We start from the raw sequence: 22,726 nt of genomic DNA on the forward strand, positions 1-22,726 counted from the left end.
TTATTGCCCCAGCCGTTCGATGAGGGCAGGCGCGTGCACCTGGTCGGCCTTGTAGTTGCCGGTCAGCGTGTACATCACGATGTTGACGCCGGCGCGGAAGGCGAATTCGCGCTGGCGCGGCTCGCTCGGCGTCAGCGGCAGCATCGGCTGGCCGTCGGGACGGATCGCCCAGGCCCCCGCAAGATCGTTCGAGGTGATGATGATCGGCGAGACGCCGTCGCCGCCGCGCGCGGGCCGCGATGCGGCTTCGTCGTCATCCTCGCGCGGCAGGGTTTCGACCCAGGTCTGGCCCGAGTTGAACCGGCCCGGAAAATCCCGCAGCAGATAAAACGTCTTGGTCAGCACGTGCTCGCGTGGCACCGGCTCAAGCTCGGGCACATCGAGCGAGGAGAGAATCTCGCGCAAGGTGCGCATGCCCGGCGTCTGCGATGCGCCGTTCTCGCCCGGCGGCGCCTCGATGGCGTCGCGCGTGTCGAATACGACCGTGCCGCCCTGCTTCATATAGGCGTCGATGCGGTTGATGGCGTCCTGCGGCGGTTTCGGCGCCCCCGGTACCACCGGCCAGTAGATCAGCGGGAAGAACGCCAGCTCGTCGCGCGCGGGATCGATGCCGACGGGGTCGCCGGCTTCCAGCGCGGTGCGCTGGGCGAGAAACAACGTCAGTCCCGACATGCCTGACTTGACGATGGAGTCGACGTCGGCATTGCCGGTGACGACATAAGCGAGGCGCGTCTGCGAGACCGACTTGATCGCAAAATCGTCATTGTCGGCGGCGCGGAGCGGGGCGGGCGCGATCGACGTCGCGGCCAGGATCATCGCCAACACCAATGCTGCGGGCGCAGCACGCCGCCGCCACAGCGCGGCAAGTCCCGCGCCGAGCATGGCAACCACGATCGCATCGATCAGGAACAGCGCCAGCGATGACGACAACAGGATGCCGCGCAGATCGCGCGGTTCGGCGTTGGTGTAGCTGGCGCGGCGGGCGCGCAGGGACGTCGTGTCGAGTGCTGCGATACGATCGGCTGAGGCCAGCGTGTTGACGGCGATCGGACCTTCGGCCGCGCCATAGAAACCCGGCGGATGATCCGCGGTGGCGCGGTCGCGATAATCGGCCGGCATCGGCTTGGCGGTGGAGGGCGGCGGGCCGAATGCGCCAAAGCCATCGAGCGTGCGCAGCGGCGCCACGGTCTCGACATTGGTCGCTTCGCCGGCGACGCCCGCACCCGGCTTTTGCGTGTAGCCGGACGTATCGACCAGCCGACGCAGCATCTCGACGAAGCTGCCGGACATCGGCAGGTCGGACCAGCGCGAGTCGGCGCCGACATGGAACAGGCTGAGGATGCCCTTGCCGCGATGTTCGCCGGTCACCAGCGGCGTGCCGTCTTCCAGCGAAGCCCAGCTCTTGGTTGCCAGCACGGCATCTGGTTCAGCCAGAACCTGGCGGTTGACGGTGACGTCCTTCGGTACCTGCAAGCCCGCGAACGGGCCGTCGGCGGCGAACGAGGCCATATGCTGTGGCTTTTCCCAGGTCAGGCTGCCGCCAAGGCTGCGGCCGCCGCGGCGCAGTTTGACCGGCACCAGATCGTCATCGGCCTGAGCGAGGCGGGGACCTGCGAAACGCACCAGCACGCCGCCCTGGTCGATCCAGGCGTTGAGGCGTTCGCGGATTTCCGGTGACAGCGTGCCGACATCAGCCAGCACGATCATCGGCAGCCGTTGATCGAGAAACTGTCCGATCACCTGCTGCGGTGCGCCGCGGTCGCCGAGCCGCACGTCGGCGAACGGCGACAGCGCGCGGGTGAGATAGAAGGTCGAGGCGAGCAGCGGCTGCGCGGTGTCGCTGGTGGCGCCCGTGACGACGCCGATCGCGCGCCGCCGCCATCGCTTGTCGAGCAGCTGCACGGCGCCGGCGGATCGCTCGCCGGCAATTTCCAGCCGCGAGATATCGTTGCGCAACTCGACCGGCAGTTCGAACGCGGCTTCGGCTTCGCGGTCCTGCGGTCCGAACGCGTAACGGGCTTCACCGATCGGCGAACCCTTGGCGTCGATCGCACGCACCACGCCGGCGGCAATGCCGCTGTTGGTGCGCAATACTTTCACTGTCATCTTCGCCGCGGCGTTTTCGGCGGCGACCAGCGCCAGGGCTGAGGCTGCGCCGCCTTCATAGATCGTCAGCGTGCGATCGCCGACCGTCTTGGCCAGCGCCTCCAAGAATTCGGCGCCGCGTCCGGTATCGACGCCGTCGGATAGCCAGGCGAGTTCGGCATCGCCGGTGGTCTTGAGGAAGCGGTCGAGTGCGGCGAGCGTTTCGACGCGATCGATCGAATAGGGCTTTGGCGCCAGCTGGCGCAGTGCGACGCGGGCCGTGCCGCCCGGCATCAGCGTGACGTCGCGCGCCGGTTCGGACAATGGTACCAGCGCGACGCCGCGGCGGTCGTTGTCGGCATTGGCGATCAATTCGTCGGCGGCCTTGATCCTCGTTTCCCAGCTCGAGGCCGCGCTCCAGCCGTCATCGAGCAGGATCACCAGCGGCGCCCTGCTGCCGCCGGCGGCGGTCTGCGGATTCCAGATCGGACCTGCGGCGGCGAGGATCACCAGGGCTGCTGCGGTCAGGCGCAACAGCGTCAGCCACCACGGCGTCCGCGACGGGGTTTCTTCCTTGGGCTTGATGTCGAACAGCAACCGCGTCGGCGGAAACTCGATCCGCCTCGGACGCGGCGGCATCACGCGCAGCAGCCACCACAGCACTGGAAGAGACAACAGGCCCAGCAGCAGCAGCGGTTGTGCAAAGGAGAGCGGCAGGCCCGCGATCATGCGCTTCGCCCCGCTTTGACGGTCGAGGAGCGCACCGCGCCCTTGCTCACCATCATGCCCGAGTGCAGGAACAACAATAGCTCGGCCGCGGAGCGGCTGGTGGTATGGGTCGAAAACAACCAGTCGAGCTTGTTGGTCTCGCCCCGGATCTCGTCGCGATGCAGGGCGACGCGCGCGACATAGTCGCTGGCCCAGCTCTCGGCACGGCCGGCGGTGATGACGCCGCCGCTTTCCGGTTCGACGAACTCGACGCGTCCGGAATAGGGAAAGGTCTCTTCGGCGGGATCGACGATCTGGATCAGCGTGCCATGCGCGCCGGAGGCCGACAGGCCCGCGAGCATGGTGTGGATTTCGCTCATCGGCGACCAGAAATCCGACAGCACCACGATCTCGGCCAGCGCCGACGGGATGAACGACGGCGGCAGGCTCGCGCGCGCGGCATCGTCATGCAGCATCGCCTGCGCCATCTTGTCGATGACGCTGCGGCTGGCGGTCGGGTTCATCAGGCCGGGGATGCCGACGCGTTCGCCGCCCGCGACCAGCAGTTCGGCCAGCGCGAAGGTCACGATCAGGCCGCGCTCCAGCTTGCTGTCGCGCGCCTGCTTCGAGGCAAAGGCCATCGACGGCGAGCGGTCGGGCCACACCCATACGGTGTGCGCGGCCTCCCATTCCTGCTCGCGGACATAGAGATGATCGTCACGCGCCGAGCGGCGCCAGTCGACGTTCTGCGACGGCTCACCCGAGACGAAGCGGCGGTATTGCCAGAAACTTTCGCCGGAGCCGGCGCGGCGGCGGCCGTGCAGGCCGTGAATGACGTTGGCGGCGATGCGGCGGGCTTCAAGCACGAGACGCGGCAGCGATGCGGCGAGCGTACGGCTTTCGCCATCGGCACGTCGGATTGCTGTGATCTCCCCGTTGGCGTGCTTGGTCTCTGCGGCCATCAACCAATCCGCGTCTTCAATTGCCTGATCACGTCGGGAATGGTGCGGCCTTCCGCGCGCGCCGAGAACGTCAGCGCCATGCGGTGTTTGAGCACCGGTTCGGCGAGGTCGAGCACATCGTCGATCGAGGGCGCGAGACGGCCGTCGAGCAGCGCGCGGGCGCGAACCGCCAGCATCAGCGACTGGCTGGCGCGCGGACCGGGGCCCCAGGCGATCAGCTTCTCGCTCTCGCCATCCGGATTGGGACGCGCGGCCCGCACCAGCGAAAGAATGGCCTCGACCACGCTGTCGCCGACCGGCAGGCGGCGCACCAGCCGCTGGGCGGTGATCAGGATCTCCGCGTTCATGGAGGCCTTGGCGAGCGTCTCATCCGCGCCTGTCGTCTCGAACAGGATGCGGCGCTCGGCGTCGCGGTCGGGATAGTCGACGTCGATTTCCATCAGGAAGCGGTCGAGCTGGGCTTCCGGCAGCGGATAGGTGCCTTCCTGTTCCAGCGGGTTCTGGGTCGCGAGCACATGGAACGGCTTGGGCAGATCGTGCCGCGCGCCTGCAACGGTGATGTGCTGTTCCTGCATGGCTTGCAGCAGGGCCGACTGGGTGCGCGGGCTGGCACGGTTGATTTCGTCGGCCATCAGAAGCTGCGCGAATACCGGGCCCGAGATGAAGCGGAACGAGCGTTTGCCGGAGTTGCTCTCGTCCAGCACTTCGGCGCCGAGAATGTCAGACGGCATCAGGTCAGGCGTGAACTGGATGCGCTTGGCATCGAGACCAAGGGTGATGCCGAGGGTTTCGACCAGCTTGGTCTTGGCGAGGCCCGGGACGCCGATCAGGAGCGCATGACCGCCGGACAGGATCGTCACCAGGGTGTTTTCGATCACCCGTTCCTGGCCGAAAATGACGGTCGAGATGGCTTCTTTCGCGGCCTTGATCTGGCCGGCGACTTGTTCGGCCGAACGGACGATTGCGTCCTCGAGCTTTTCGACACCATCTGCGCCAGGCATATCCATCTCCTTCACCGCTTCATGACCCCGCCGAATGCGTCGTCATGCCACGAACCTCATGCTAAACCTGCGCAAAGGCCATGTATTCGCTGAATTAAACTATCCCCACATTATCGGTATATGGGGGTATGAACGGCATCACGATATGGCGAGAATATTGTTCCCGCTCACGTCTCTCGGACGTGCACCAATCGTGCCAGATTGAGCCGCAGAAGCTTTAAGGCAAACAATGGCGAAGCAAGGGCAAACCAGCAAACCAGGCCGTGAAAACACCGGTCTCGAAGGTCTGACCGCCGCAGCGACCGATGCGGCAAAGGCCAGCCCCGCCGGACGCGGCCTGCCGCCCGTGCATCTGTGGAATCCGCCGTTTTGCGGCGATCTCGACATGCGAATCGCCGGCGATGGCACGTGGTTCTACATGGGCACGCCGATCGGCCGGCCGGCGCTGGTCCGGCTGTTTTCGACCATCCTGAAGCGCGAGGACGGCAAGCACTTTCTCGTGACCCCGGTAGAAAAGGTCGGCATCCGTGTCGACGATGTGCCGTTCCTGGCGGTCGAAATGCAGAACGAGCAAAGCGAGGGCGGTGGCCGCCTGCTGCGCTTCCGCACCAATGTGGACGATTGGGTGCCTTGCGACGGCGAGCACCGGTTGCGGTTCGAGATGGCTGCCGACGGCGGCCTCACGCCCTATCTTCACGTGCGCAGCGATCTCTGGGCCAAGGTCACCCGCGCGCTCTATTACGATCTGGTTGACATGGGGGAAGAGCGGGTGGTCGATGGACAGCCAATGTTCGGAATCGAATCCGGCGGCGAATTCTTCGCGATGGCCGACGCGAAGCAGGTGAGGGACGCGCTTTGAACGAGCCGATGCTGAAGAAGTTGGAACCGGCAGCGGTCAGCTCGGCGGAATTCTTCGCGCGGACCAAGGCGCGGCTGAACTTCGACGTCCCGCCCGGCCTGATCGATCCGAATATCATTCCCAGAACCGGCGACGAGGGCAATGATCGGATGCTCGAGATCATCGCCCAGGAACAGCCGGTGCGGCCGGCGGCGGTGCTGATCCCGGTGGTCGATCATCCGGAGCCGACGGTGCTGCTGACGCAGCGCTCGGAGCATCTGAGCAGCCATGCCGGCCAGATTTCGTTTCCCGGCGGCAAGATCGATGCGACCGATGCTTCGCCGATGGACGCTGCCTTGCGCGAGGCCGACGAGGAAGTCGGGCTGAAGCGCGACTTCATCGAGCCGATCGGCTATCTCGATCTCTATGGCACCGCGTTCGGCTTTCGCATCCTGCCGACGGTGGCGCGGGTGAAGCCGGGGTTCAAACTTGACATCAACGAGGGCGAGGTCGTCGACGCCTTCGAGGTGCCGCTGGCGTTCCTGATGAATCCGGAGAACCACCAGATCCACTCCAAGGAATTCCGCGGCATGGAGCGTTCCTATTACGCGATGCCGTTCGCCGAGCGTTACATCTGGGGCGCCACCGCCGGCATCCTGCGGGTGTTGTACGAGCGGATTTATCTCGCATGATCCGTCCGGTATTGACCGAACTTGCAATTTTCCTGATCCCGTTCGTGGCCTATGCGCTGTTCCTGCTTGCGACCCGTTCCGGCGTGCTGGCGAAATCTTCCTGGCCAGCGCATCTCGTCGCCAAGCTCGTGCTGGGGTCGCTGCTGCTCGTGATCGTCAGTTTCGTCCTGCTCGCGCATTTCAGAGGCGCAGCGCCGGATTCGACCTACGTCCCCGCCCACATCGAGAACGGCAAGTTCGTTCCGGGTACCGATAGACCCGGAGCCGGAAAATGAGCGAGGTGCGCGTGCTCGCCAACACGCCCTGGCTCACGTCAGGTCCGGCTGCCCGCGTGCTCGCTCTGCTCAACGGTAATAACGAGGAGGCCCGCGTGGTCGGCGGCGCCGTCCGCAATGCGCTTCTGAACATCCCGCCCGGCGATATCGACATCGCCACCACGGCGCTGCCTGATGAAGTGGCGCGTCGCGCCAAGGCGGCGGGCATCAAATGCGTGCCGACCGGCATCGAGCATGGCACCGTGACGCTGGTGGTCGACGCCGAGCCGTTCGAGGTCACGACCTTGCGCGAGGATACCGAGACCTTTGGCCGCAAGGCCAAGGTCGCGTTCGGCCGCGACTGGGTTCGCGATGCGGAGCGGCGCGACTTCACCATCAACGGCCTGTCCGTCGATGCCGACGGCGTCGTGCACGATCATGTCGGCGGGCTCGCCGATATCGCAGCCCGTCGCGTGCGCTTCATCGGCGACGCCGGTCAGCGCATCGCCGAGGATTATTTACGTATCCTGCGGTTCTTCCGCATGAACGCCGTCTATGGCGTTGGCGAGCCCGACCGCGTCGGCTATCTCGCCTGCATTGGCGGCCGTGCGGGACTGGCCAGTCTCTCCGCCGAACGCGTGCGCATGGAAATGTTGAAGATCATGGTCGCGGAGGGCGCGCTGGTTGCCGTCACCGCGATGGGGGATGCCGGTCTGCTGCAAGCGATCTTCGGCGGCGTCACCTACACGGGACCCATGGCTGCGATGATATCGGCGGAACACATGCTGGGGCTGACGCCGAGCCCGGTTCGCAGGCTCGGCGCGCTCTCGGTGGCGGTAACCGAGGACGCCAAGCGTGTCGCGGCGCGGCTGCGTCTGACCAACGCCGAGGCCAAGGCGCTCGACTCCATGGGTCACCGCTGGTGGCGGCTCGCCGACATGGACGAGGCGAGGGCGCGGCGGCGGCTCTACCGGCTAGGCGAGGAACAATATCGCGACCGGCTGCTGCTGGCCTGGGCGCGCTCAGGGGGGAGCCAGGACTTCGCTGACAATCGCGCCGCCTATTGGCGTGAATTTGCTACCCTGCCGCAGCGCTGGAGCGCTCCGAAATTCCCGCTGAAGGCAGCCGATTTCATCGCGCGCGGCATTGCCGAGGGCCCGGCGCTCGGCCACGTGCTGACGCTGGCGGAGGACGCCTGGCTGGCGGCGGATTTTCCGCTCGATCAACCCGCGCTATCGGCCATTGCCGACCAGACCGTCGCCCGCTTCACCCGCGACCACCGGCTGTGAAACTCCACCCGTGAATATTCTCGCAGGCTTTGCCGACATCTCGATCGTCCAGCTGTTGCTGGTCGCCGGCGTGGCGCTGTTTGCTTCCGTGGTCGGCGGCCTTGCCGGCTACGGCACCGGCGCGCTGATGCCGCTGGTGCTGGTGCCGTTGATCGGCGCCGAGCCGGTGGTGCCGATCATCGCGATCTCCTCGATCTTCACCAATATCAGCCGCTTCGTCGCCTATGTCCGCTATGCCGACCGCCGCCGCGCGCTGATCGTGATATCGGCCGCGGCGCTGACCACGGCGCTCGGGGCTTACGGCTATACGCGGCTGTCCGGTTCCGGCGCGGCGCTGGTGATCGGCAGCATGCTGATTCTGAGCGTGCCGCTGCGCCGTTTTGCCAAACGCCGCGATATCAGGATCAGCGACGCCGGACTTGGCGCCAGCGCGGTCGGGTATGGGGTGGTGGTCGGAGGCACCTCGGGCTCGGGCGTGATCCTGCTGTCGCTGTTGATGGCGGTCGGCCTCGAAGGCGCAGCCGTAATCGCCACCGACGCCGTGATCTCGGTTGCGACCTCAATCATTAAAATTTCGGTGTTTGGCCTGGCCGGCGCCGTCACCGCGCAGGTGCTCGCCTTTGCAATCCTGATCGGGGCTATCTCGATCCCCGGCGCGTTCCTCGCCAAGGCCTTTGTCGAGCGCATGCCGGTGCACATCCACACCGCGATCCTCGACGCCGCCGTCATCACGGGCGGCGTGGTGATGATCTCAACCGCCGTGCGGTCTCTCTTCGGTTAGCGGTCTCTCGGTTCGAGGGTCGATTGGAATGCCCGGGAAAACGATGCCGCCGGGTATCCCGACCCGGCGGTATCGCAGGGAGTTATTACGCTACCTTCTTGCTCTTTTTCTTCTTGTGGTCGTCGTCCTCATCTTCGTCGTCTTCGCTCTCGTCTTCATCCTGATCGTCTTCGTCCTGATCGTCGTCTTCCGCATCATCGATTTCGGCAGGCTCGAGGACCGCTTTGGGAAGCGTTTCGCGAAACAGATCGCCCTCGCCGCCCATCCACAGGCATTCGACCGTGTCGTCGTTGACCTCGGCCACCGTCAGCGGGTGACCGCCGGATTTCAGAATAACAACATCGCCTGGCTTCAATTCCATGATCTTCCCTCCGCGCTGATTGACGCGACGAACAGGCTATCGGTCTGTCATGACAGACGGATCACGACCGGCCGTTTTCGCGGTGGAGATTTGAGCGGTGGAACCGAAGCCCCTAAGGCAGCAACTCGGTCAGCGAGCGGATGATGCGGTCGGGCTTGATCGTCGAATCCGCCGGCAGGCCGTCGCCGTGCACGTCGATCCAGATCGCGTAGATGCCGAGGCGCTGCGGCGCCACGACTTCCCATTCCAGATTGTCGCCGATCATCCAGGTCTCGGGCGCGGTGACGCCGAGTGCCTGCATCGCGTGCAGATAGGCGCGCTCTTCCGGTTTGCCGAAGCCGTGCTCGCCCTCGATCTGGATGTGATCGAACCTGTGCGACAGTGCGAAACGTTCGACCTTGGCGCGCTGCGGACCGGCGGCGCCGTTGGTCACCAGTGCCAGCTTCACCCCGTGTGCCTTCAGCGCGTCGATCGCGTCGTGCGCCCCGGGGAAGACGAACATCTCCTCCTCGCGGTACGCATGGAACCGGTTGGCGAGCCGCGTGGCCAGATCCGGCGACAGCGGCGCGTGGCCGGCGGCGGCAAGCGCTGCAAATCCGTTGCCGACCACCACGTGCCGGGCCTCCGCGAGCTTCAGCCGCCATTCGGCAGCGGCCGCGGCCCAGAAATTCCGGCCGGACTCCACGATCGCCGCGGCGACTTGTTGCGATGGGATGGAGCCCAACTCATCGGCAAATTCCGCCGCGACATTATTCCAGGCGATCTCGGGGCGGCCATAGGCCGACAGGATGGTGTCGTCCATGTCGATCAGCATGGCGCGGGGTAGTTGTGTCATCTTGTTCGAGGCCATTTTGGTCAGGGCCATTTCACTTCAGGGGGCATCGACGACAGGATTGAATCGACATTGCCACCGGTCTTCAGGCCAAAGGTGGTGCCGCGGTCGTAGAGCAGGTTGAATTCGACGTAACGCCCGCGGCGCACCAGTTGCTCCTCGCGATCGGCCGGCGTCCAGGAGGTGCCGAAATTCTTACCTACCAGCTGGGGATAGATTTTCAGGAAGGCGCGGCCGACGTCCTGGGTGAACGCGAGGTCGGCATCCCAGTCGCCGGAATCGTGGTGATCATAGAAAATGCCGCCGATGCCGCGGGCTTCCTTGCGATGCGGCAGGTAGAAATATTCGTCGCACCATTTCTTGTATCGGTCGTAATCGGCAACGCCGTTCGGCCCGGTGCAGGCCTCCTTCATCGCCGCGTGAAAGGCGATCGTGTCGGCGTCTTCCTGGCTGCGGCGCCGGTCGAGCACCGGCGTCAGGTCGGCGCCGCCGCCGAACCACGCCTTCGTCGTCACCACGAAGCGGGTGTTCATATGCACGGCGGGAACGTGCGGGTTGCGCATATGCGCGATGACAGAGATGCCGGATGCCCAGAACCTGGGGTCATCGGTGGCGCCCGGAATCTGCGAGCGGAATTCGGGGCTGAATTCGCCATGAACCGTCGAGCAATGCACGCCGACCTTCTCGAACAGCCGTCCGTACATCATCGACATCACGCCGCCGCCACCGGGTTTGCCGGTATGGTCGGCACGGTCCCACGGCGTGCGCTCGAAGCGCCCCGCGCTGCCGGGATAGAGTGAGGCGGGCGCATCGTCTTCCAGCCGCTCGAAGGCCGCGCAGATGTCGTTGCGCAGCGCTTCGAACCAACCCCGCGCCCGCGCCTTGCGATCCTCGATGACGGTCGTGTCCATCGGTAATTCCTAACGTCTATCCTCCGTCATTGCGAGCGAAGCGAAGCAATCCATGGTGCGGTAAGAAAGGGTGGATTGCTTCGTCGCTTCGCTCCTCGCAATGACGGGTTAGTTCTGCGGGCCGTAATAGGTGCAGCTCTCGTTGCAGCTGTCGCGGTGGACACTGACGCGGGTGATCTTTCCGGCGTGCTGGACCCGTTCCCAGATGAAGCGGGACAGGTTTTCCAGCGTCGGCGGGCCAAGCGCCTCGACCTTGTTGAGGAGCTTGTGGTCGAGCGTCTTCTGGACCTCCGCCATGCTGCGTTCGAGCAGGCCGAGATCGAGCACCATCCCCGTCGCGGGATCGGGCGTGCCGCGCATGCTCACTTCGGCGCGAAACGAGTGGCCGTGAATCTCTTCGCTATCAGCGCCAAAGGTCGTTCCCGGCAGCGAATGCGCGGCCTCGAAGCGAAACGATTTTGTCAGTTCCCACATTGCGAAAGCTCAAATCCTATCTGATGCCAGTACTACCTGATGCCGAGTGTCTTGTGTGTCTGCAGGCTGAGTCGCCATTGCGGGTGCTGCAGGCAATAGTCGATCGCGCGCGCGGTATTTGCGGTTACGTCGGGTCCATCCAACGGCTGCAGCGAGAAGCGCTCGAAGGCGAGACCTTCGAATTGCTCGGGGGCTGCACCCGCTTGCGGATAGACCAGCTTCAACTCATGGCCCCGGCGCACCACGAGGTCGGAGCCGGCTTTCGGGCTGACGCAGACCCAGTCCATGCCCTCGGGCGGCTCGATGGTGCCGTTGGTTTCGATGCCGATCTCGAAGCCGCGCGCATGCAGCGCGTCGATGAACGGCGTGTCCACCTGCAGCAGCGGCTCGCCGCCGGTCAGCACGACGTAGCGGTTGGCGCTCGCGCCGGTCCATTGCGTGGCGATGGTATCGGCGAGCTCATCGGCCGAGGCGTAGCGGCCGCCCAGCGTGCCGTCGGTGCCGACGAAATCGGTATCGCAGAATTTGCACGTGGCGGAGCTACGGTCCTGTTCTCGGCCACTCCAGAGGTTGCAGCCGGCGAAACGGCAAAACACGGCCGCACGGCCGGCATGCGCGCCTTCGCCCTGGAGGGTCAGAAATATCTCTTTGACCGCGTAACTCACCATCTCTCCATCGGTCTCGATCAAGCCTTTCTCGATCAGGTCTTGGAACCGGTTTGCCGCAGCGCCTCGCCTAGTGCCATGGCGGCCGCCATCGCGACGTTGAGCGAACGCAGGCCCGGCTTGATCGGGATCACCAGCCGCGCGTCGGCGACGCCGGCGACCTCGTCGGGGACCCCCGCGGATTCCCTCCCGAACAGCAGGACGTCGTCCCGCTGGTATCGGTAATCCAGATAGGAACCGGCCCCCTTGGTCGTAAGCAGGACCAGCCGGAAACCGCCGTCGTTACGCCATTGCTCGAATTTTGACCATGAGTCGTGGCGTGTAATAGCGACATGGTCGAGATAGTCCATGCCGGAGCGGCGGAAATGGCGGTCGGAGACCGGAAAGCCCGCGGGCTCGATAATGTGGGCCGCGACATCCAGGCATGCGCACAGGCGCAGAATCGTTCCGGTGTTCTGGGGGATGTCGGGCTGGAAAAGCGCAATCTGCATGATGTTGGCGGCCTGTGAAGCCCTGATGAAATGACTGAAAAATCACAGCTCGGCGTGGATTTAGTGCATTGCACGCTTGCGAGCCGATAGCGGGCTTGCGCTCTTACGGCAAGGGTGCCAATAGAACGATTCTGGATTGCTTGTTCCGCCGGATTTGGCGGGGAAAAGTGGTCTTTCTGCCGCCGCGGGGGCCGCGGGCGCCGGCAGCCTCTTCTGGGTGCGTTTTCAGCGTTTCCGGGGCGGTTCCGCTGGCTGCAGATGAGAAAGGGCTTGGAATCGTGACGACAGCGTCTTCGGCGGACCATCCGACACGCCGTGATTTTCTTTTTGTTTCAACGGGAGCCGTCGCCGCCGTAGGTGCCGCCGCCGCAGTATGGCCGCTCGTTGCCCAGATGAACCCGGACGCCGCGACGATCGCGGCCGGTGCGCCGATCGAGGTCGATCTGACGCCGATCGCCGAGGGACAGGACATCAAGGTGTTCTGGCGCGGCAAGCCGATTTACATCAGCCATCGCACCAAGAAGCAGATCGAAGAGGCGCAAAAGGTGTCGCTGTCGAGCCTGCCCGATCCGCAGCCCGACTCGGCGCGCGTCAAGGCGGGCCACGACCAGTGGCTGGTCGTGATCGGCATCTGCACCCATCTCGGCTGCATCCCGATCGCGCATGAAGGCAGTTACGACGGCTTCTTCTGCCCCTGCCACGGTTCGGTGTACGACACCTCGGGCCGCATCCGTTCAGGCCCGGCGCCCAGCAACCTGCCGGTGCCGCCCTACACGTTCGTTTCCGACACCAAAATCCAGATCGGCTAAGGCCCGGACGCCCGTCCGGGACCTCAATCCGTCGCGTCGTTTTACTTCCTCAGGATCGCATCAATGAGCGGACCATCCGATTTCCAGCCGACCAATCCCGCCTTGAAGTGGATCGAACGGCGTCTCCCGATCATGGGCCTCGTCCATTCCTCGTTCGTGGCCTATCCGACGCCGCGTAACCTGAACTACTGGTGGACCTTCGGCGCCATCCTCTCAATGATGCTGGGCCTGCAGATCCTGACCGGCGTGATCCTGGCGATGCATTACACGCCGCACGCCGACATGGCCTTCAAGTCGATCGAACTGATCGTCCGCGACGTCAATTACGGCTGGCTGCTGCGCAACATGCACGCCTGCGGCGCCTCGATGTTCTTCTTCGCCGTCTACATCCACATGTTCCGCGGCCTTTATTACGGGTCGTACAAGGAGCCGCGCGAAATCCTCTGGATCCTCGGCGTCATCATCTACCTCTTGATGATGGCGACCGGCTTCATGGGCTATGTGCTGCCGTGGGGCCAGATGAGCTTCTGGGGCGCCACCGTCATCACCAATCTGTTCTCGGCCGTACCGTATTTCGGCGAGAGCATCGTGACGCTGCTGTGGGGCGGCTATGCCGTCGGCAACCCGACGCTGAACCGCTTCTTCTCGCTGCACTATCTCTTGCCGTTCGTGATCGCCGGCGTGGTCGTGCTGCACGTCTGGGCGCTGCACGTTGCGGGCCAGAACAATCCGGCCGGTGTCGAGGCGAAGACCGAAAAGGACACCGTGCCTTTCACGCCCTATGCGACCATCAAGGATGCGTTCGGCGTCTCCTGCTTCATGCTGTTCTTCGCATGGTTCATCTTCTACATGCCGAACTATCTCGGCGACGCCGACAACTACATTCCCGCCAATCCCGGCGTGACGCCGGCGCACATCGTGCCGGAATGGTACTATCTGCCGTTCTACGCGATCCTGCGCTCGATCCCGAACAAGCTGGCCGGTGTGGTGGCGATGTTCGGCGCGATCATCATCCTGGCGTTCCTGCCCTGGCTCGATAACGCGCGGACCCGCTCCTCGAAATATCGTCCGCTGGCGAAGCAGTTTTTCTGGATCTTCGTCGTGGTCTGCCTCGGGCTCGGCTATCTCGGCTCGCAGCCGCCGGAAGGCATCTACGTGATCGCCGGCCGTATCCTGACCTTCTTGTATTTCGCCTATTTCCTGATCCTGCTGCCGCTCTTGAGCCGGATCGAGACGCCGCGTCCGGTGCCGAATTCCATCGCCGACGACGTGCTGGCCAAGCACGGCGGCAAGGTGGCCTCAGTGGTGGTCGCGCTCGTCGTCGCCGGCGGTCTCCTGGTCGGTGGTACGCAGAATGCACGCGCCGAGGACCATGGCGTTGCCCCGCCCGGAAACAAGTGGTCGTTCTCGGGCCCGATGGGCAAGTTCGATCGTGGCGCGCTGCAGCGCGGCCTGAAGGTCTACAAGGAAGTCTGTGCGTCCTGCCACGGCCTGTCCTACGTCGCCTTCCGCAACCTCGCGGAAGCCGGCGGTCCCGGTTATTCGGTGGCGCAGGCCGCGGCGTTCGCGTCCGATTACAAGGTCAAGGACGGTCCGGACGACAAGGGTGAGATGTTCGAGCGGGCGGGCCGGCCGGCCGACTATTTCCCGTCGCCGTTCCCGAACGAGAACGCGGCGCGGGCCGCCAATGGCGGCGCATTTCCGCCGGACCTGTCGCTGATCACCAAGGCGCGCTCCTACAAGCGCGGCTTCCCGATGTTCCTGGTCGACTTCTTCACCCAGTACCAGGAGCAGGGCCCGGATTACGTTTCGGCCGTGCTGCAGGGCTATGAAGACAAGCCGCCGGCCGGCTTCTCGCTCCCGGAAGGTTCCTACTACAACAAGTATTTCCCCGGCCACGCCATCAAGATGCCGAAGCCGCTCAGTGACGGCCAGGTGACGTATGACGACGGTGCGCCGGCCACCGTCGCGCAGTACTCCAAGGACGTCACCACCTTCCTGATGTGGACCGCGGAACCGCACATGGAGGCGCGCAAGCGGCTCGGTCTGCAGGTGTTCGTGTTCCTGATCCTGCTCACGGGCCTGCTCTACTTCACCAAGAAGAAGGTCTGGGCCAACGCGCACTAAGCGCTGGCTTCATCGCAATTTGGAAAAGCCCCTGCGGGGGCTTTTTTTGTGTTCGTCATTCCGGGGCGATGCGCAGCATCGAACCCGGAATCTCGAGATTCCGGGTCTGGTGCTAGCGCACCATCCCGGAATGACGGTGGAGGCGGATTGCTTCCTGACCCTGCAGCGGACAAAATGGCCGCCAATCGCTCCCCAAAAAATACGGAGGACCTCATGGGAACCAGCATCACTTTCAAGCGTCCCGACGGCAAGGACGCGGCCGGCTATCTCGCCAATGCCGCGCGCGGCAATGCGCCGGGCGTGGTCGTGATCCAGGAATGGTGGGGGCTGCAGGACCAGATCAAGGGCATGTGCGACCGCTTCGCCGTGGCCGGCTTCGACGCGCTGGCGCCGGATCTCTACAAGGGCACGGTGGTGCCGTATCACGACACCGACGCCGCCGGCAAAGAGATGAACTCGCTGGATTTCATGGATGCGACGACGCAGACGGTGCGCGGTGCCGCGCAATATCTCGCCAAGAACGGCGCCAAGGTCGGCCTGACCGGCTTTTGTCTCGGCGGCGCTGTCACCATCATCGGCGCCACCAGGATTCCGGAGCTCACGGCCGGTGTCGTGTTCTACGGCATCCCGCCGGAGCAGGCGGCGAAACCGGCGGATGTAAAAATTCCGCTGCAGGGCCATTTCGCCAACAAGGACGACTGGTGCACGCCGGCGCTGGTTGACGGTTTCGAAAAGGCGATGAAGGAAGCGGGCAAATCGCTGGAGCTGTTCCGCTATGACGCCGAGCACGGCTTCGGCAATGAGCAACGCCTGTCGGTGCACGACCGGCAGTGCGCGGAGCTCGCCTGGGGCCGCGCGACGGAGTTTTTCAGGAAGCATCTGGGGTGAGATCAAGCGCCTCCTCGTCATTGCCTGCGACAAACGCAGGCGTTTGCGCAAGGGAGCGTCGCGACGAAGCAATCCATCTTGCGTCCCTAACACTGGATTGCTTCGCGGAGCCTGTCATCGGGCGCGCATCCGCGCGACCCGTCGGCTCGCAATGACGGTGGAGTTGTAAATGAAAGTCTTCTGCACAGGCGCGTCCGGTTATATCGGCGGATCGGTGGCCGCTCATCTCGCGGCCGCCGGACATCAGGTCACCGGCCTGGTTCGTTCCCCGGAAAAGGCCGACGCGGTGCGCACCCGCGGCATCGAGCCGTTATCGGGAACGCTGGATGACGCGGAAATCCTCGCGCAGGCGGCGCGCGCCGCCGACGTCGTCATCAATGCGGCGAGCGCCGATCACACCGGCGCGGTGGATGCCCTGCTCGGCGCGCTGGCCGGAAGCGGCAAGCCTTTCATCCACACCTCGGGGTCGAGCATCATCGGCACGCAATCCAAGGGCCAGCGCTCTGATGCGGTGTTCGATGAAGACACGCCGTTTACGCCATCGCCTGCGCGTGCGGCGCGGGTCGCGCTGAACGAATTGATCCTCTCCTATCGCGACAAGGGCTGCCGTCCCGTCATCATTTGCCCGAGCCTGATCTACGGCATCGGCCATGGGGCGGGGCGCGACAGCGTGCAGGTACCTTTCCTGATAAAGCTCGCGAAAAAACGCGGCAACGCGGCCCATGCCGGTCCTGGCGAGAATATCTGGTCGAACGTTCATATCGACGATCTCGTGACGCTCTATGCGCTTGCGATCGAGAAGTCGCCGGCCGGTGCGTTCTACTTCGCCGAGAACGGCGAGGATTCGATGCGCGAGGTTTGCGAAGCCATCAACCGCATGCTGGGTTTTGCTGGACCGCCATCGGCGATGTCGATGGAAGAGGCGGCCGCCGAATGGGGCGAGGGCACGGCTGAAAACACCATGGCATCCAACAGCCGCGTGCGTGCGGTGCGGGCACGGCAGCTCGGCTGGAAGCCGCAGGCGCGGAGCCTGATCGAGGAGATCGAAGAGGGGTGTTATCGGTAGCAACGAAGTCGTCGTCCCGGCGAAGGCCGGGACCCATACGCCGCGGCTTATCGGTTAGAAATCAGTGTTCGACGACTCCCGTAACCACGAACAGTGGTGGTTATGGGTCCCGGCGTTCGCCGGGACGACATGCCGGCCCTACTGCTTCACCCCATCCCACCACGCACACGTGCCCGACATCAGCTGGTAATTACCTTCCATCACCTGCACCGGCGCGCGCAGGCCTTCGGTGGCGGCTTGCATCCGCATCTGGCGCGCGGTCTCGCGGTCTTTTGGCGGCAGCCAGACGCGCTCGTGTCCCCACAGGCTCGGGCCGTGATGCATTTCGACCGGCTGCCATGTCGCGGGATCGATCTCGCGGCCGCCCCAGCCGCATTCGATCATGAAGGACGACGGTGTCTTGGCGTAGAATGAGGTCATGAAATCGTTGGTGTGGCGGCCGAGCGTGACGCCGATTCGGTCCGGCTGCATCATTGCGATGTCGTAGGATTGCCCGACATCGTCGAGCGAGAACAATTCCATCATCAGATGATGCATGCCGTTCTTGCCGGTCTCGATCAGCGCGAGCGAGTGATGCCGCGCGTTGACGTGGAAGAAATAGGCGCGGAACGGCTTTTCGATGTAGTCGGAAAGCCCGAAGCCGAGCACGTCGAGATAGAACGCCATCATCGGATCGATGTGCTCGACGGTCAGCACCGCATGTCCGAGGCCGAGCGGACCGGTGCGAAAGCCCGAGATCGAGCGGCCCGGACTGAACGGCGTCTCGTCGATCTCGGCGCCGTAAAACGCCTCGAGCCGGTTGCCGCCGGGATCGCGAAACGAGATCAGGCCGCGCGCGCGCCGGGCATCGGCCAGCGTCTTTGGCTCGGCCGTGACATTGACGCCGGCTTGTTCGAGCCGGGCTGCAAGCTGGTCCAGCGCCGCCGCGTCGGCGACTTCCCAGCCGAAGAAGCGCGCGCCTTCGCCCATCGCGCGGTCGATGACGATGCGCTGCTTGCGGTCGTCCATCCGGAAGGCGAGCAGCGAGTTGCCGCGCTCGACCGCCTGCAGGCCGACCAGCGAGGTCCCGAATTGGCGCCAGTCCTCCAGCGCATCCGATCCGAAGCCCGCGTATCCCAGACCCAGCAATGCCATCCCTTGCCTCCGCCTGCTTGTTGTTTTCGGGCGTTGTTGCCGCCGCCGCTTGGGCCGGATGCTACGCGGATTTTGGCCGTTTCAAACCCCAAAAGATGGCCGGCGGGGCAGGCACGGGCAGGCCAGGGCGCCAGGGCCTCCCTTGACATCGCTCGCGGCGGATGGTGATTAAGCGCCATGAGCACCGCCGTCCGCCCATCCCGTCTTTGGTGGCGCACCTCTTAAAGAGGTGGCCGGTGCGATTTCATTTTAACAATCGTCGAAGGTCGCCATCGCAGTGCGACCGGCGGTTAGTTTGTTTGCCCTTCGTTTGTCCTGTGTGGCGTTCCCTCACCAAGTTTCGTAAGAGGATCACATGAACAGGACCGTCTTCTCCCTGCCCGAGCACAGCGAATACCGGACCGCCAGTGGTCTTGCGATCTCGCGCACCGTCGAGCAATTTTCCGGCGACGCCAAGCGGCTCGATGACCTGATCGACCTGCTCGACCGCCGCCGTGGCGTGGTGCTGTCTTCGGGCACCACGGTGCCGGGCCGCTACGAGAGCTTTGACCTCGGTTTTTCCGACCCGCCGCTGGTGCTGGAAACCGAGGGCGCGAATTTCGCGCTTAGCGCGCTGAACGGGCGCGGCGAGGTGCTGATCGCCTTTCTCGGCGACGTCCTGCGCGAGCCTTGCGTCGTCGTCACCGAGCAGAGCGCGTCGCGTCTCGCCGGCCATATCATCCGCGGACCCGCGCCTGTCGATGAAGACCAGCGCACCCGCCGCGCCAGCGTGATGTCGCTGGTGCGCGATCTCGTCGCAAGCTTCACCGCCAATGACGATCCGCTGCTCGGCCTGTTCGGCGCCTTCGCCTACGACCTCGTATTCCAGATCGAGGACCTCGTGCAGAAGCGCGCGCGCGAGGCCGACCAGCGCGACATCGTGCTGTATGTGCCGGATCGCCTGCTCGCCTATGACCGCGCCACCGGCCGCGGCGTGGTGCTGAGTTACGATTTCAGCTGGAACGGCAGATCCACCGCCGGCCTGCCGCGCGACACCGCCGAGAGCGTCTACGCCAGGACGCCGCGGCAGGGTTTTGCCGATCACGCGCCCGGCGAATACCAGGCGACGGTTGAGACCGCACGCGCCGCGTTCGCGCGTGGCGATCTGTTCGAGGCGGTGCCCGGGCAGTTATTCGCCGAGCCGTGCGAGCGTTCGCCGGCCGAAGTGTTCCAGCGGCTCTGCCGCATCAACCCGTCGCCTTATGGAGCGCTGATGAATCTCGGCGAGGGCGAGTTTCTCGTCGCCGCCTCGCCGGAAATGTTCGTGCGCTCCGACGGACGGCGGGTCGAGACCTGCCCGATCTCGGGCACCATCGCGCGCGGTGTCGACGCGATCGGCGATGCCGAGCAAATCCGGCAATTGCTGAATTCGGAAAAAGACGAATTCGAACTCAACATGTGCACCGACGTCGACCGCAACGACAAGGCGCGCGTCTGCGTGCCCGGCACCATCAAGGTGCTGGCGCGGCGCCAGATCGAGACCTACTCAAAGCTGTTCCACACCGTCGACCATGTCGAGGGCATTCTTCGCCCCGGCTTCGACTCGCTCGATGCGTTCATGACCCACGCCTGGGCCGTGACGGTGACGGGTGCACCGAAATTATGGGCGATGCAGTTCGTCGAGGACAATGAGCGCTCGTCCCGGCGCTGGTATGCCGGCGCGATCGGTGCTGTGAATTTCGACGGCAGCATCAACACCGGGCTTACCATCCGCACCATCCGGATGAAGGACGGGCTCGCCGAAGTGCGCGTCGGCGCGACCTGTCTGTTCGATTCGGATCCCGCCGCCGAAGACAGGGAATGCCAGGTCAAGGCGGCCGCCCTGTTCCAGGCGCTGCGCGGCGATCCGCCGAAGCCGCTGTCGGCGTTCGCGCCGGATGCCACCGGTTCGGGCAAGAAGGTGCTGTTGATCGATCACGACGACAGTTTTGTGCACATGCTGGCGGATTATTTCCGGCAGGTCGGTGCGTCCGTGACCGTGGTCCGGCACGTTCATGCGCAGCAGATGCTGAACCAGAAGAACTGGGATCTGCTGGTGCTGTCGCCGGGTCCGGGCCGGCCCGAGGATTTCGGGATCTCGAAAACCATTGGAACGGCGCTGGAGAAGAAGCTGCCGATCTTCGGCGTCTGCCTCGGCGTGCAGGCAATTGGCGAATATTTCGGCGGCCAGCTCGGGCAACTCGGTCAGCCCGCGCACGGCCGGCCGTCGCGGGTCCAGGTGCGGGGCGGGCGGTTGATGCAGAACCTGCCTAATGAGATCGTGATCGGCCGCTATCACTCGCTCTATGTCGAGCGCGACAGCGTGCCCGACGTGCTCACGGTCACCGCGACCACCGAGGACGGCGTCGCGATGGCGATCGAACACAAGACCCTGCCGGTCGGCGGCGTGCAGTTTCATCCGGAATCGCTGATGTCGCTCGGCGGGGAGGTGGGTTTACGTATTGTCGAGAACGCGTTCCGGCTGCATGTTGCGGCGAATTGAGTGCAAGACATGTACACTCGTCATTCCGAGGCGATGCGAAGCATCGAACTACGATGTGCTATTGCACATCTGAGAATCTCGAGATTCCGGGTCTGGTGCTGGCGCACCATCCCGGAATGACAGTGGGGAAAAGAGAAACCGATGACGTTTGAACATGATCTGAAAGCCACCGTCCGCACCATTCCGGATTACCCGAAGAAGGGCATCCTATTCCGCGATATCACCACGCTGCTCGCGGATGCGCGCGCGTTCCGCCGCTCGGTCGATGAACTGGTGCAGCCCTGGGCCGGCAGCAAGGTCGACAAGGTCGCCGGCATCGAGGCGAGGGGCTTCATCCTCGGCGGTGCTGTGGCGCATCAGGTCTCCGCCGGCTTCGTGCCGATCCGCAAGAAAGGCAAGCTGCCGCATACCACGGTGCGGATCGCCTATTCGCTGGAATACGGCCTCGATGAAATGGAGATGCATGCCGACGCCGTGCAGCCCGGCGAGCGCGTCATCCTGGTCGACGATCTCATCGCCACCGGCGGCACCGCGGAAGGCGCGGTGAAGCTGCTGCGCCAGATCGGCGCCCACGTGGTCGCGGCCTGCTTCGTCATCGACCTGCCTGATCTGGGCGGCGCCGACAAGCTGCGGGCAATGGACGTGCCGGTGCGAACGCTGATGGCGTTCGAAGGGCATTGAGTTTTCTTCCTCGTCGTCCCTGCGAACACGTGCGCAGGGACGACATTAGACCGCAGCGGCGCCGAGTTGTTTGCGCCAATAGAGCAGGCGCTCCTTCAACAGCGCATCCCTGATGTAGGACGTCTCTTCCTCTTCCAGCCGCTCGCACTCCTCGAAGGTCAGATTTTCCGGCCCATGCGTGGTCCATGCCGCCTGCAGGCTGCGGCAGGTGTGGCTGCCCTGGCGCAGCGAAAACCAGATCCGGTTCTGGATCTTTTCGAGGTCAGGGGCCTGACCGACCCATTGCTCGGCCGAGGCCTTGCTGCGGATCACGAAAATCCCCGCGATGGTCTTCCGCTCCTTGTAGGCGGCGATGGCGGCTTTTCTGTCTGATGTCACCGGAGGCCTCGCGCGGAGATTTGCTGTCGGGGAGGCGGTACCAGTCCGACGGGCCTGCGTCAATATTATCCGGGTAATATTGTTTTGGTCGGCTTCACGACCTCTGCAGCATCAGGCTGAGCTCCAGCTCGCGGAAGCTGGTGTAGTTCCTGCGGATCCATTGATGCAGTTCGGTCGAGGAATCCTTCTCCTGGCGCAGATAGCCCGTGAAGGAGAAGGTCAGCCGGTCGATATAGGTCTTCAGGAACACCGGCAGCGCCGAGATCCGCAGCACGCGTCCCCGTTCCATCGCGGCGGGCAGTTCGCCGCGTACGACGTGCTCATTGTCGATCGCGATCAGGGCATTCGCAGGAATTTGCTGTTTCAGCATGTTGTAGGCCGTGGCCGAGGCGCGGTCGGTATCGGCCACGAACAGGATCACCGGCGCGACGCCGCGGCGCACGGCTTCCTTCATGAAGCCGATCTCATCGGTCATCTTGAAGAACTCGTCGAAAGCATGGAAACCGAGGTCGATGACCTTGGCGACGCTGTCATTGACGATCAGGCGGTCCATCAGCTGCATCTTGCCGAAGGTGTCGATGACGTCGGCCGTCTCGGTGGTGCGCGGCAGATATTCCAGCAGCGAGGGTTCCTTCAGATTGATGTCGAAGGAGATCACCGTGCCGTTCTTCAACAGCAGGAATTCGCTGAGCAGCCGCGCGATCAGCGTCTTGCCGACCAGCGGGCGGGGCGAGCAGATGATGTAGACGGACGTGGGGCTCATCACGCGCTATATCAG

The 22,726-nt window shown here is 64.4% G+C and carries 23 protein-coding genes; 11 read left to right on the top strand and 12 right to left on the bottom strand.

Annotated elements, in window-relative coordinates:
• From JQ611_RS36945 to JQ611_RS36955, 3 genes are read right to left on the bottom strand one after another with little or no spacing between them, the layout of a single operon-like run.
• Complete coding sequence (locus tag JQ611_RS36945; protein ID WP_212387896.1) at positions 1-2,811, bottom strand: DUF4159 domain-containing protein; 2,811 nt, start codon at positions 2,809-2,811, stop codon at positions 1-3.
• On the bottom strand, positions 2,811-3,755 hold the full coding sequence (locus tag JQ611_RS36950; RefSeq protein WP_212262520.1) for a DUF58 domain-containing protein: 945 nt from the start codon (positions 3,753-3,755) through the stop codon (positions 2,811-2,813). The genes JQ611_RS36945 and JQ611_RS36950 overlap by 1 nt, the downstream gene beginning before the upstream one ends.
• Entirely contained in the window at positions 3,755-4,756 is a 1,002-nt protein-coding gene (locus JQ611_RS36955) for a MoxR family ATPase (RefSeq protein WP_212033218.1), read from the bottom strand. The genes JQ611_RS36950 and JQ611_RS36955 overlap by 1 nt, the downstream gene beginning before the upstream one ends.
• A gap of 229 nt (positions 4,757-4,985) precedes the next feature.
• On the opposite strand from JQ611_RS36955, the gene JQ611_RS36960 reads away from it, so the two are divergent.
• The 5 genes from JQ611_RS36960 to JQ611_RS36980 are packed head-to-tail and all read left to right on the top strand — an operon-like array spanning position 4,986 to position 8,610.
• Positions 4,986-5,615, top strand: coding sequence for a DUF1285 domain-containing protein (locus JQ611_RS36960; RefSeq protein ID WP_212468225.1), 630 nt, complete (start codon positions 4,986-4,988; stop codon positions 5,613-5,615).
• Between the two features lie 8 nt (positions 5,616-5,623).
• Positions 5,624-6,286, top strand: a complete 663-nt coding sequence (locus tag JQ611_RS36965; protein ID WP_409363283.1) for a CoA pyrophosphatase — start codon at positions 5,624-5,626, stop codon at positions 6,284-6,286.
• Positions 6,283-6,561, top strand: coding sequence for a DUF6111 family protein (locus JQ611_RS36970; protein ID WP_212262516.1), 279 nt, complete (start codon positions 6,283-6,285; stop codon positions 6,559-6,561). The genes JQ611_RS36965 and JQ611_RS36970 overlap by 4 nt, the downstream gene beginning before the upstream one ends.
• On the top strand, positions 6,558-7,829 hold the full coding sequence (locus JQ611_RS36975; RefSeq protein WP_212262514.1) for a CCA tRNA nucleotidyltransferase: 1,272 nt from the start codon (positions 6,558-6,560) through the stop codon (positions 7,827-7,829). Before JQ611_RS36970 ends, JQ611_RS36975 begins: the two co-directional genes overlap by 4 nt.
• 10 nt (positions 7,830-7,839) lie before the next feature.
• The gene (locus JQ611_RS36980; RefSeq protein ID WP_212262512.1) at positions 7,840-8,610 is read left to right on the top strand and encodes a TSUP family transporter; all 771 of its coding nucleotides are present in this window, start codon (positions 7,840-7,842) and stop codon (positions 8,608-8,610) included.
• An 85-nt stretch (positions 8,611-8,695) separates the two neighbouring features.
• On the opposite strand, the gene JQ611_RS36985 is transcribed toward JQ611_RS36980, so the two are convergent.
• The 6 genes from JQ611_RS36985 to JQ611_RS37010 form a co-directional block, all read right to left on the bottom strand.
• Entirely contained in the window at positions 8,696-8,971 is a 276-nt protein-coding gene (locus JQ611_RS36985; protein ID WP_212387633.1) for a YodC family protein, read from the bottom strand.
• A 112-nt stretch (positions 8,972-9,083) separates the two neighbouring features.
• On the bottom strand, positions 9,084-9,836 hold the full coding sequence (locus JQ611_RS36990; RefSeq protein ID WP_249133746.1) for an HAD family hydrolase: 753 nt from the start codon (positions 9,834-9,836) through the stop codon (positions 9,084-9,086).
• Positions 9,827-10,714 carry an oxygen-dependent coproporphyrinogen oxidase gene (hemF, locus tag JQ611_RS36995; protein WP_212262510.1) on the bottom strand — a complete coding sequence of 296 codons (888 nt, stop codon included), beginning with the start codon at positions 10,712-10,714 and terminating at the stop codon, positions 9,827-9,829. Before hemF ends, JQ611_RS36990 begins: the two co-directional genes overlap by 10 nt.
• 108 nt (positions 10,715-10,822) lie before the next feature.
• On the bottom strand, positions 10,823-11,188 hold the full coding sequence (locus JQ611_RS37000; protein ID WP_212387646.1) for a 6-carboxytetrahydropterin synthase: 366 nt from the start codon (positions 11,186-11,188) through the stop codon (positions 10,823-10,825).
• Between the two features lie 32 nt (positions 11,189-11,220).
• Entirely contained in the window at positions 11,221-11,853 is a 633-nt protein-coding gene (gene queE / locus JQ611_RS37005) for a 7-carboxy-7-deazaguanine synthase (RefSeq protein ID WP_212468233.1), read from the bottom strand.
• A gap of 35 nt (positions 11,854-11,888) precedes the next feature.
• The gene (locus JQ611_RS37010; RefSeq protein ID WP_212262504.1) at positions 11,889-12,344 is read right to left on the bottom strand and encodes a tRNA (cytidine(34)-2'-O)-methyltransferase; all 456 of its coding nucleotides are present in this window, start codon (positions 12,342-12,344) and stop codon (positions 11,889-11,891) included.
• 278 nt (positions 12,345-12,622) lie between these two features.
• Between JQ611_RS37010 and petA the strand changes: the two genes are divergently transcribed.
• The 4 genes from petA to JQ611_RS37030 all read left to right on the top strand — a co-directional run bounded on the left by petA (position 12,623) and on the right by JQ611_RS37030 (position 17,234).
• The gene (petA, locus tag JQ611_RS37015; RefSeq protein WP_212387648.1) at positions 12,623-13,153 is read left to right on the top strand and encodes a ubiquinol-cytochrome c reductase iron-sulfur subunit; all 531 of its coding nucleotides are present in this window, start codon (positions 12,623-12,625) and stop codon (positions 13,151-13,153) included.
• 63 nt (positions 13,154-13,216) lie between these two features.
• A complete protein-coding gene (locus JQ611_RS37020; protein WP_212468226.1) occupies positions 13,217-15,280 on the top strand; it encodes a cytochrome c1 in 2,064 nt (687 codons plus the stop codon).
• Positions 15,281-15,493: 213 nt separating this feature from the next.
• Positions 15,494-16,168, top strand: coding sequence for a dienelactone hydrolase family protein (locus tag JQ611_RS37025; protein WP_212269513.1), 675 nt, complete (start codon positions 15,494-15,496; stop codon positions 16,166-16,168).
• 169 nt (positions 16,169-16,337) lie between these two features.
• Positions 16,338-17,234, top strand: a complete 897-nt coding sequence (locus JQ611_RS37030; RefSeq protein ID WP_212269512.1) for an NAD-dependent epimerase/dehydratase family protein — start codon at positions 16,338-16,340, stop codon at positions 17,232-17,234.
• Positions 17,235-17,372: 138 nt separating this feature from the next.
• Here the strand turns inward: JQ611_RS37030 and JQ611_RS37035 are convergent, their stop codons facing one another.
• Entirely contained in the window at positions 17,373-18,368 is a 996-nt protein-coding gene (locus tag JQ611_RS37035) for a VOC family protein (RefSeq protein ID WP_212468227.1), read from the bottom strand.
• A gap of 355 nt (positions 18,369-18,723) precedes the next feature.
• On the opposite strand from JQ611_RS37035, the gene JQ611_RS37040 reads away from it, so the two are divergent.
• Positions 18,724-20,889, top strand: coding sequence for an anthranilate synthase component I (locus JQ611_RS37040; protein ID WP_212269510.1), 2,166 nt, complete (start codon positions 18,724-18,726; stop codon positions 20,887-20,889).
• A gap of 141 nt (positions 20,890-21,030) precedes the next feature.
• Positions 21,031-21,570: an adenine phosphoribosyltransferase gene (locus tag JQ611_RS37045; protein WP_212269509.1), complete on the top strand. Its 540-nt coding sequence runs from the start codon at positions 21,031-21,033 to the stop codon at positions 21,568-21,570.
• A gap of 45 nt (positions 21,571-21,615) precedes the next feature.
• Here the strand turns inward: JQ611_RS37045 and JQ611_RS37050 are convergent, their stop codons facing one another.
• Complete coding sequence (locus JQ611_RS37050; protein ID WP_212269508.1) at positions 21,616-21,948, bottom strand: GIY-YIG nuclease family protein; 333 nt, start codon at positions 21,946-21,948, stop codon at positions 21,616-21,618.
• Between the two features lie 94 nt (positions 21,949-22,042).
• Entirely contained in the window at positions 22,043-22,711 is a 669-nt protein-coding gene (locus JQ611_RS37055; protein ID WP_212468228.1) for a hypothetical protein, read from the bottom strand.
• Positions 22,712-22,726: the final 15 nt, after the last annotated feature.

It is taken from the genome of Bradyrhizobium sp. AUGA SZCCT0182 (assembly GCF_018130185.1).
Taxonomy (GTDB): domain Bacteria; phylum Pseudomonadota; class Alphaproteobacteria; order Rhizobiales; family Xanthobacteraceae; genus Bradyrhizobium.

Bases quoted from the DNA above. Each gene is read 5' to 3' on its own strand.
- JQ611_RS36950 (WP_212262520.1), bottom strand. From the start codon at position 3,755: ATGGCCGCAGAGACCAAGCACGCCAACGGGGAGATCACAGCAATCCGA.
- JQ611_RS36955 (WP_212033218.1), bottom strand. From the start codon at position 4,756: ATGCCTGGCGCAGATGGTGTCGAAAAGCTCGAGGACGCAATCGTCCGT.
- JQ611_RS36960 (WP_212468225.1), top strand. From the start codon at position 4,986: ATGGCGAAGCAAGGGCAAACCAGCAAACCAGGCCGTGAAAACACCGGT.
- JQ611_RS36965 (WP_409363283.1), top strand. From the start codon at position 5,624: ATGCTGAAGAAGTTGGAACCGGCAGCGGTCAGCTCGGCGGAATTCTTC.
- JQ611_RS36970 (WP_212262516.1), top strand. From the start codon at position 6,283: ATGATCCGTCCGGTATTGACCGAACTTGCAATTTTCCTGATCCCGTTC.
- JQ611_RS36975 (WP_212262514.1), top strand. From the start codon at position 6,558: ATGAGCGAGGTGCGCGTGCTCGCCAACACGCCCTGGCTCACGTCAGGT.
- JQ611_RS36985 (WP_212387633.1), bottom strand. From the start codon at position 8,971: ATGGAATTGAAGCCAGGCGATGTTGTTATTCTGAAATCCGGCGGTCAC.
- JQ611_RS36990 (WP_249133746.1), bottom strand. From the start codon at position 9,836: ATGGCCCTGACCAAAATGGCCTCGAACAAGATGACACAACTACCCCGC.
- hemF (WP_212262510.1), bottom strand. From the start codon at position 10,714: ATGGACACGACCGTCATCGAGGATCGCAAGGCGCGGGCGCGGGGTTGG.
- JQ611_RS37000 (WP_212387646.1), bottom strand. From the start codon at position 11,188: ATGTGGGAACTGACAAAATCGTTTCGCTTCGAGGCCGCGCATTCGCTG.
- JQ611_RS37010 (WP_212262504.1), bottom strand. From the start codon at position 12,344: ATGCAGATTGCGCTTTTCCAGCCCGACATCCCCCAGAACACCGGAACG.
- JQ611_RS37020 (WP_212468226.1), top strand. From the start codon at position 13,217: ATGAGCGGACCATCCGATTTCCAGCCGACCAATCCCGCCTTGAAGTGG.
- JQ611_RS37025 (WP_212269513.1), top strand. From the start codon at position 15,494: ATGGGAACCAGCATCACTTTCAAGCGTCCCGACGGCAAGGACGCGGCC.
- JQ611_RS37030 (WP_212269512.1), top strand. From the start codon at position 16,338: ATGAAAGTCTTCTGCACAGGCGCGTCCGGTTATATCGGCGGATCGGTG.
- JQ611_RS37035 (WP_212468227.1), bottom strand. From the start codon at position 18,368: ATGGCATTGCTGGGTCTGGGATACGCGGGCTTCGGATCGGATGCGCTG.
- JQ611_RS37040 (WP_212269510.1), top strand. From the start codon at position 18,724: ATGAACAGGACCGTCTTCTCCCTGCCCGAGCACAGCGAATACCGGACC.
- JQ611_RS37045 (WP_212269509.1), top strand. From the start codon at position 21,031: ATGACGTTTGAACATGATCTGAAAGCCACCGTCCGCACCATTCCGGAT.
- JQ611_RS37055 (WP_212468228.1), bottom strand. From the start codon at position 22,711: ATGAGCCCCACGTCCGTCTACATCATCTGCTCGCCCCGCCCGCTGGTC.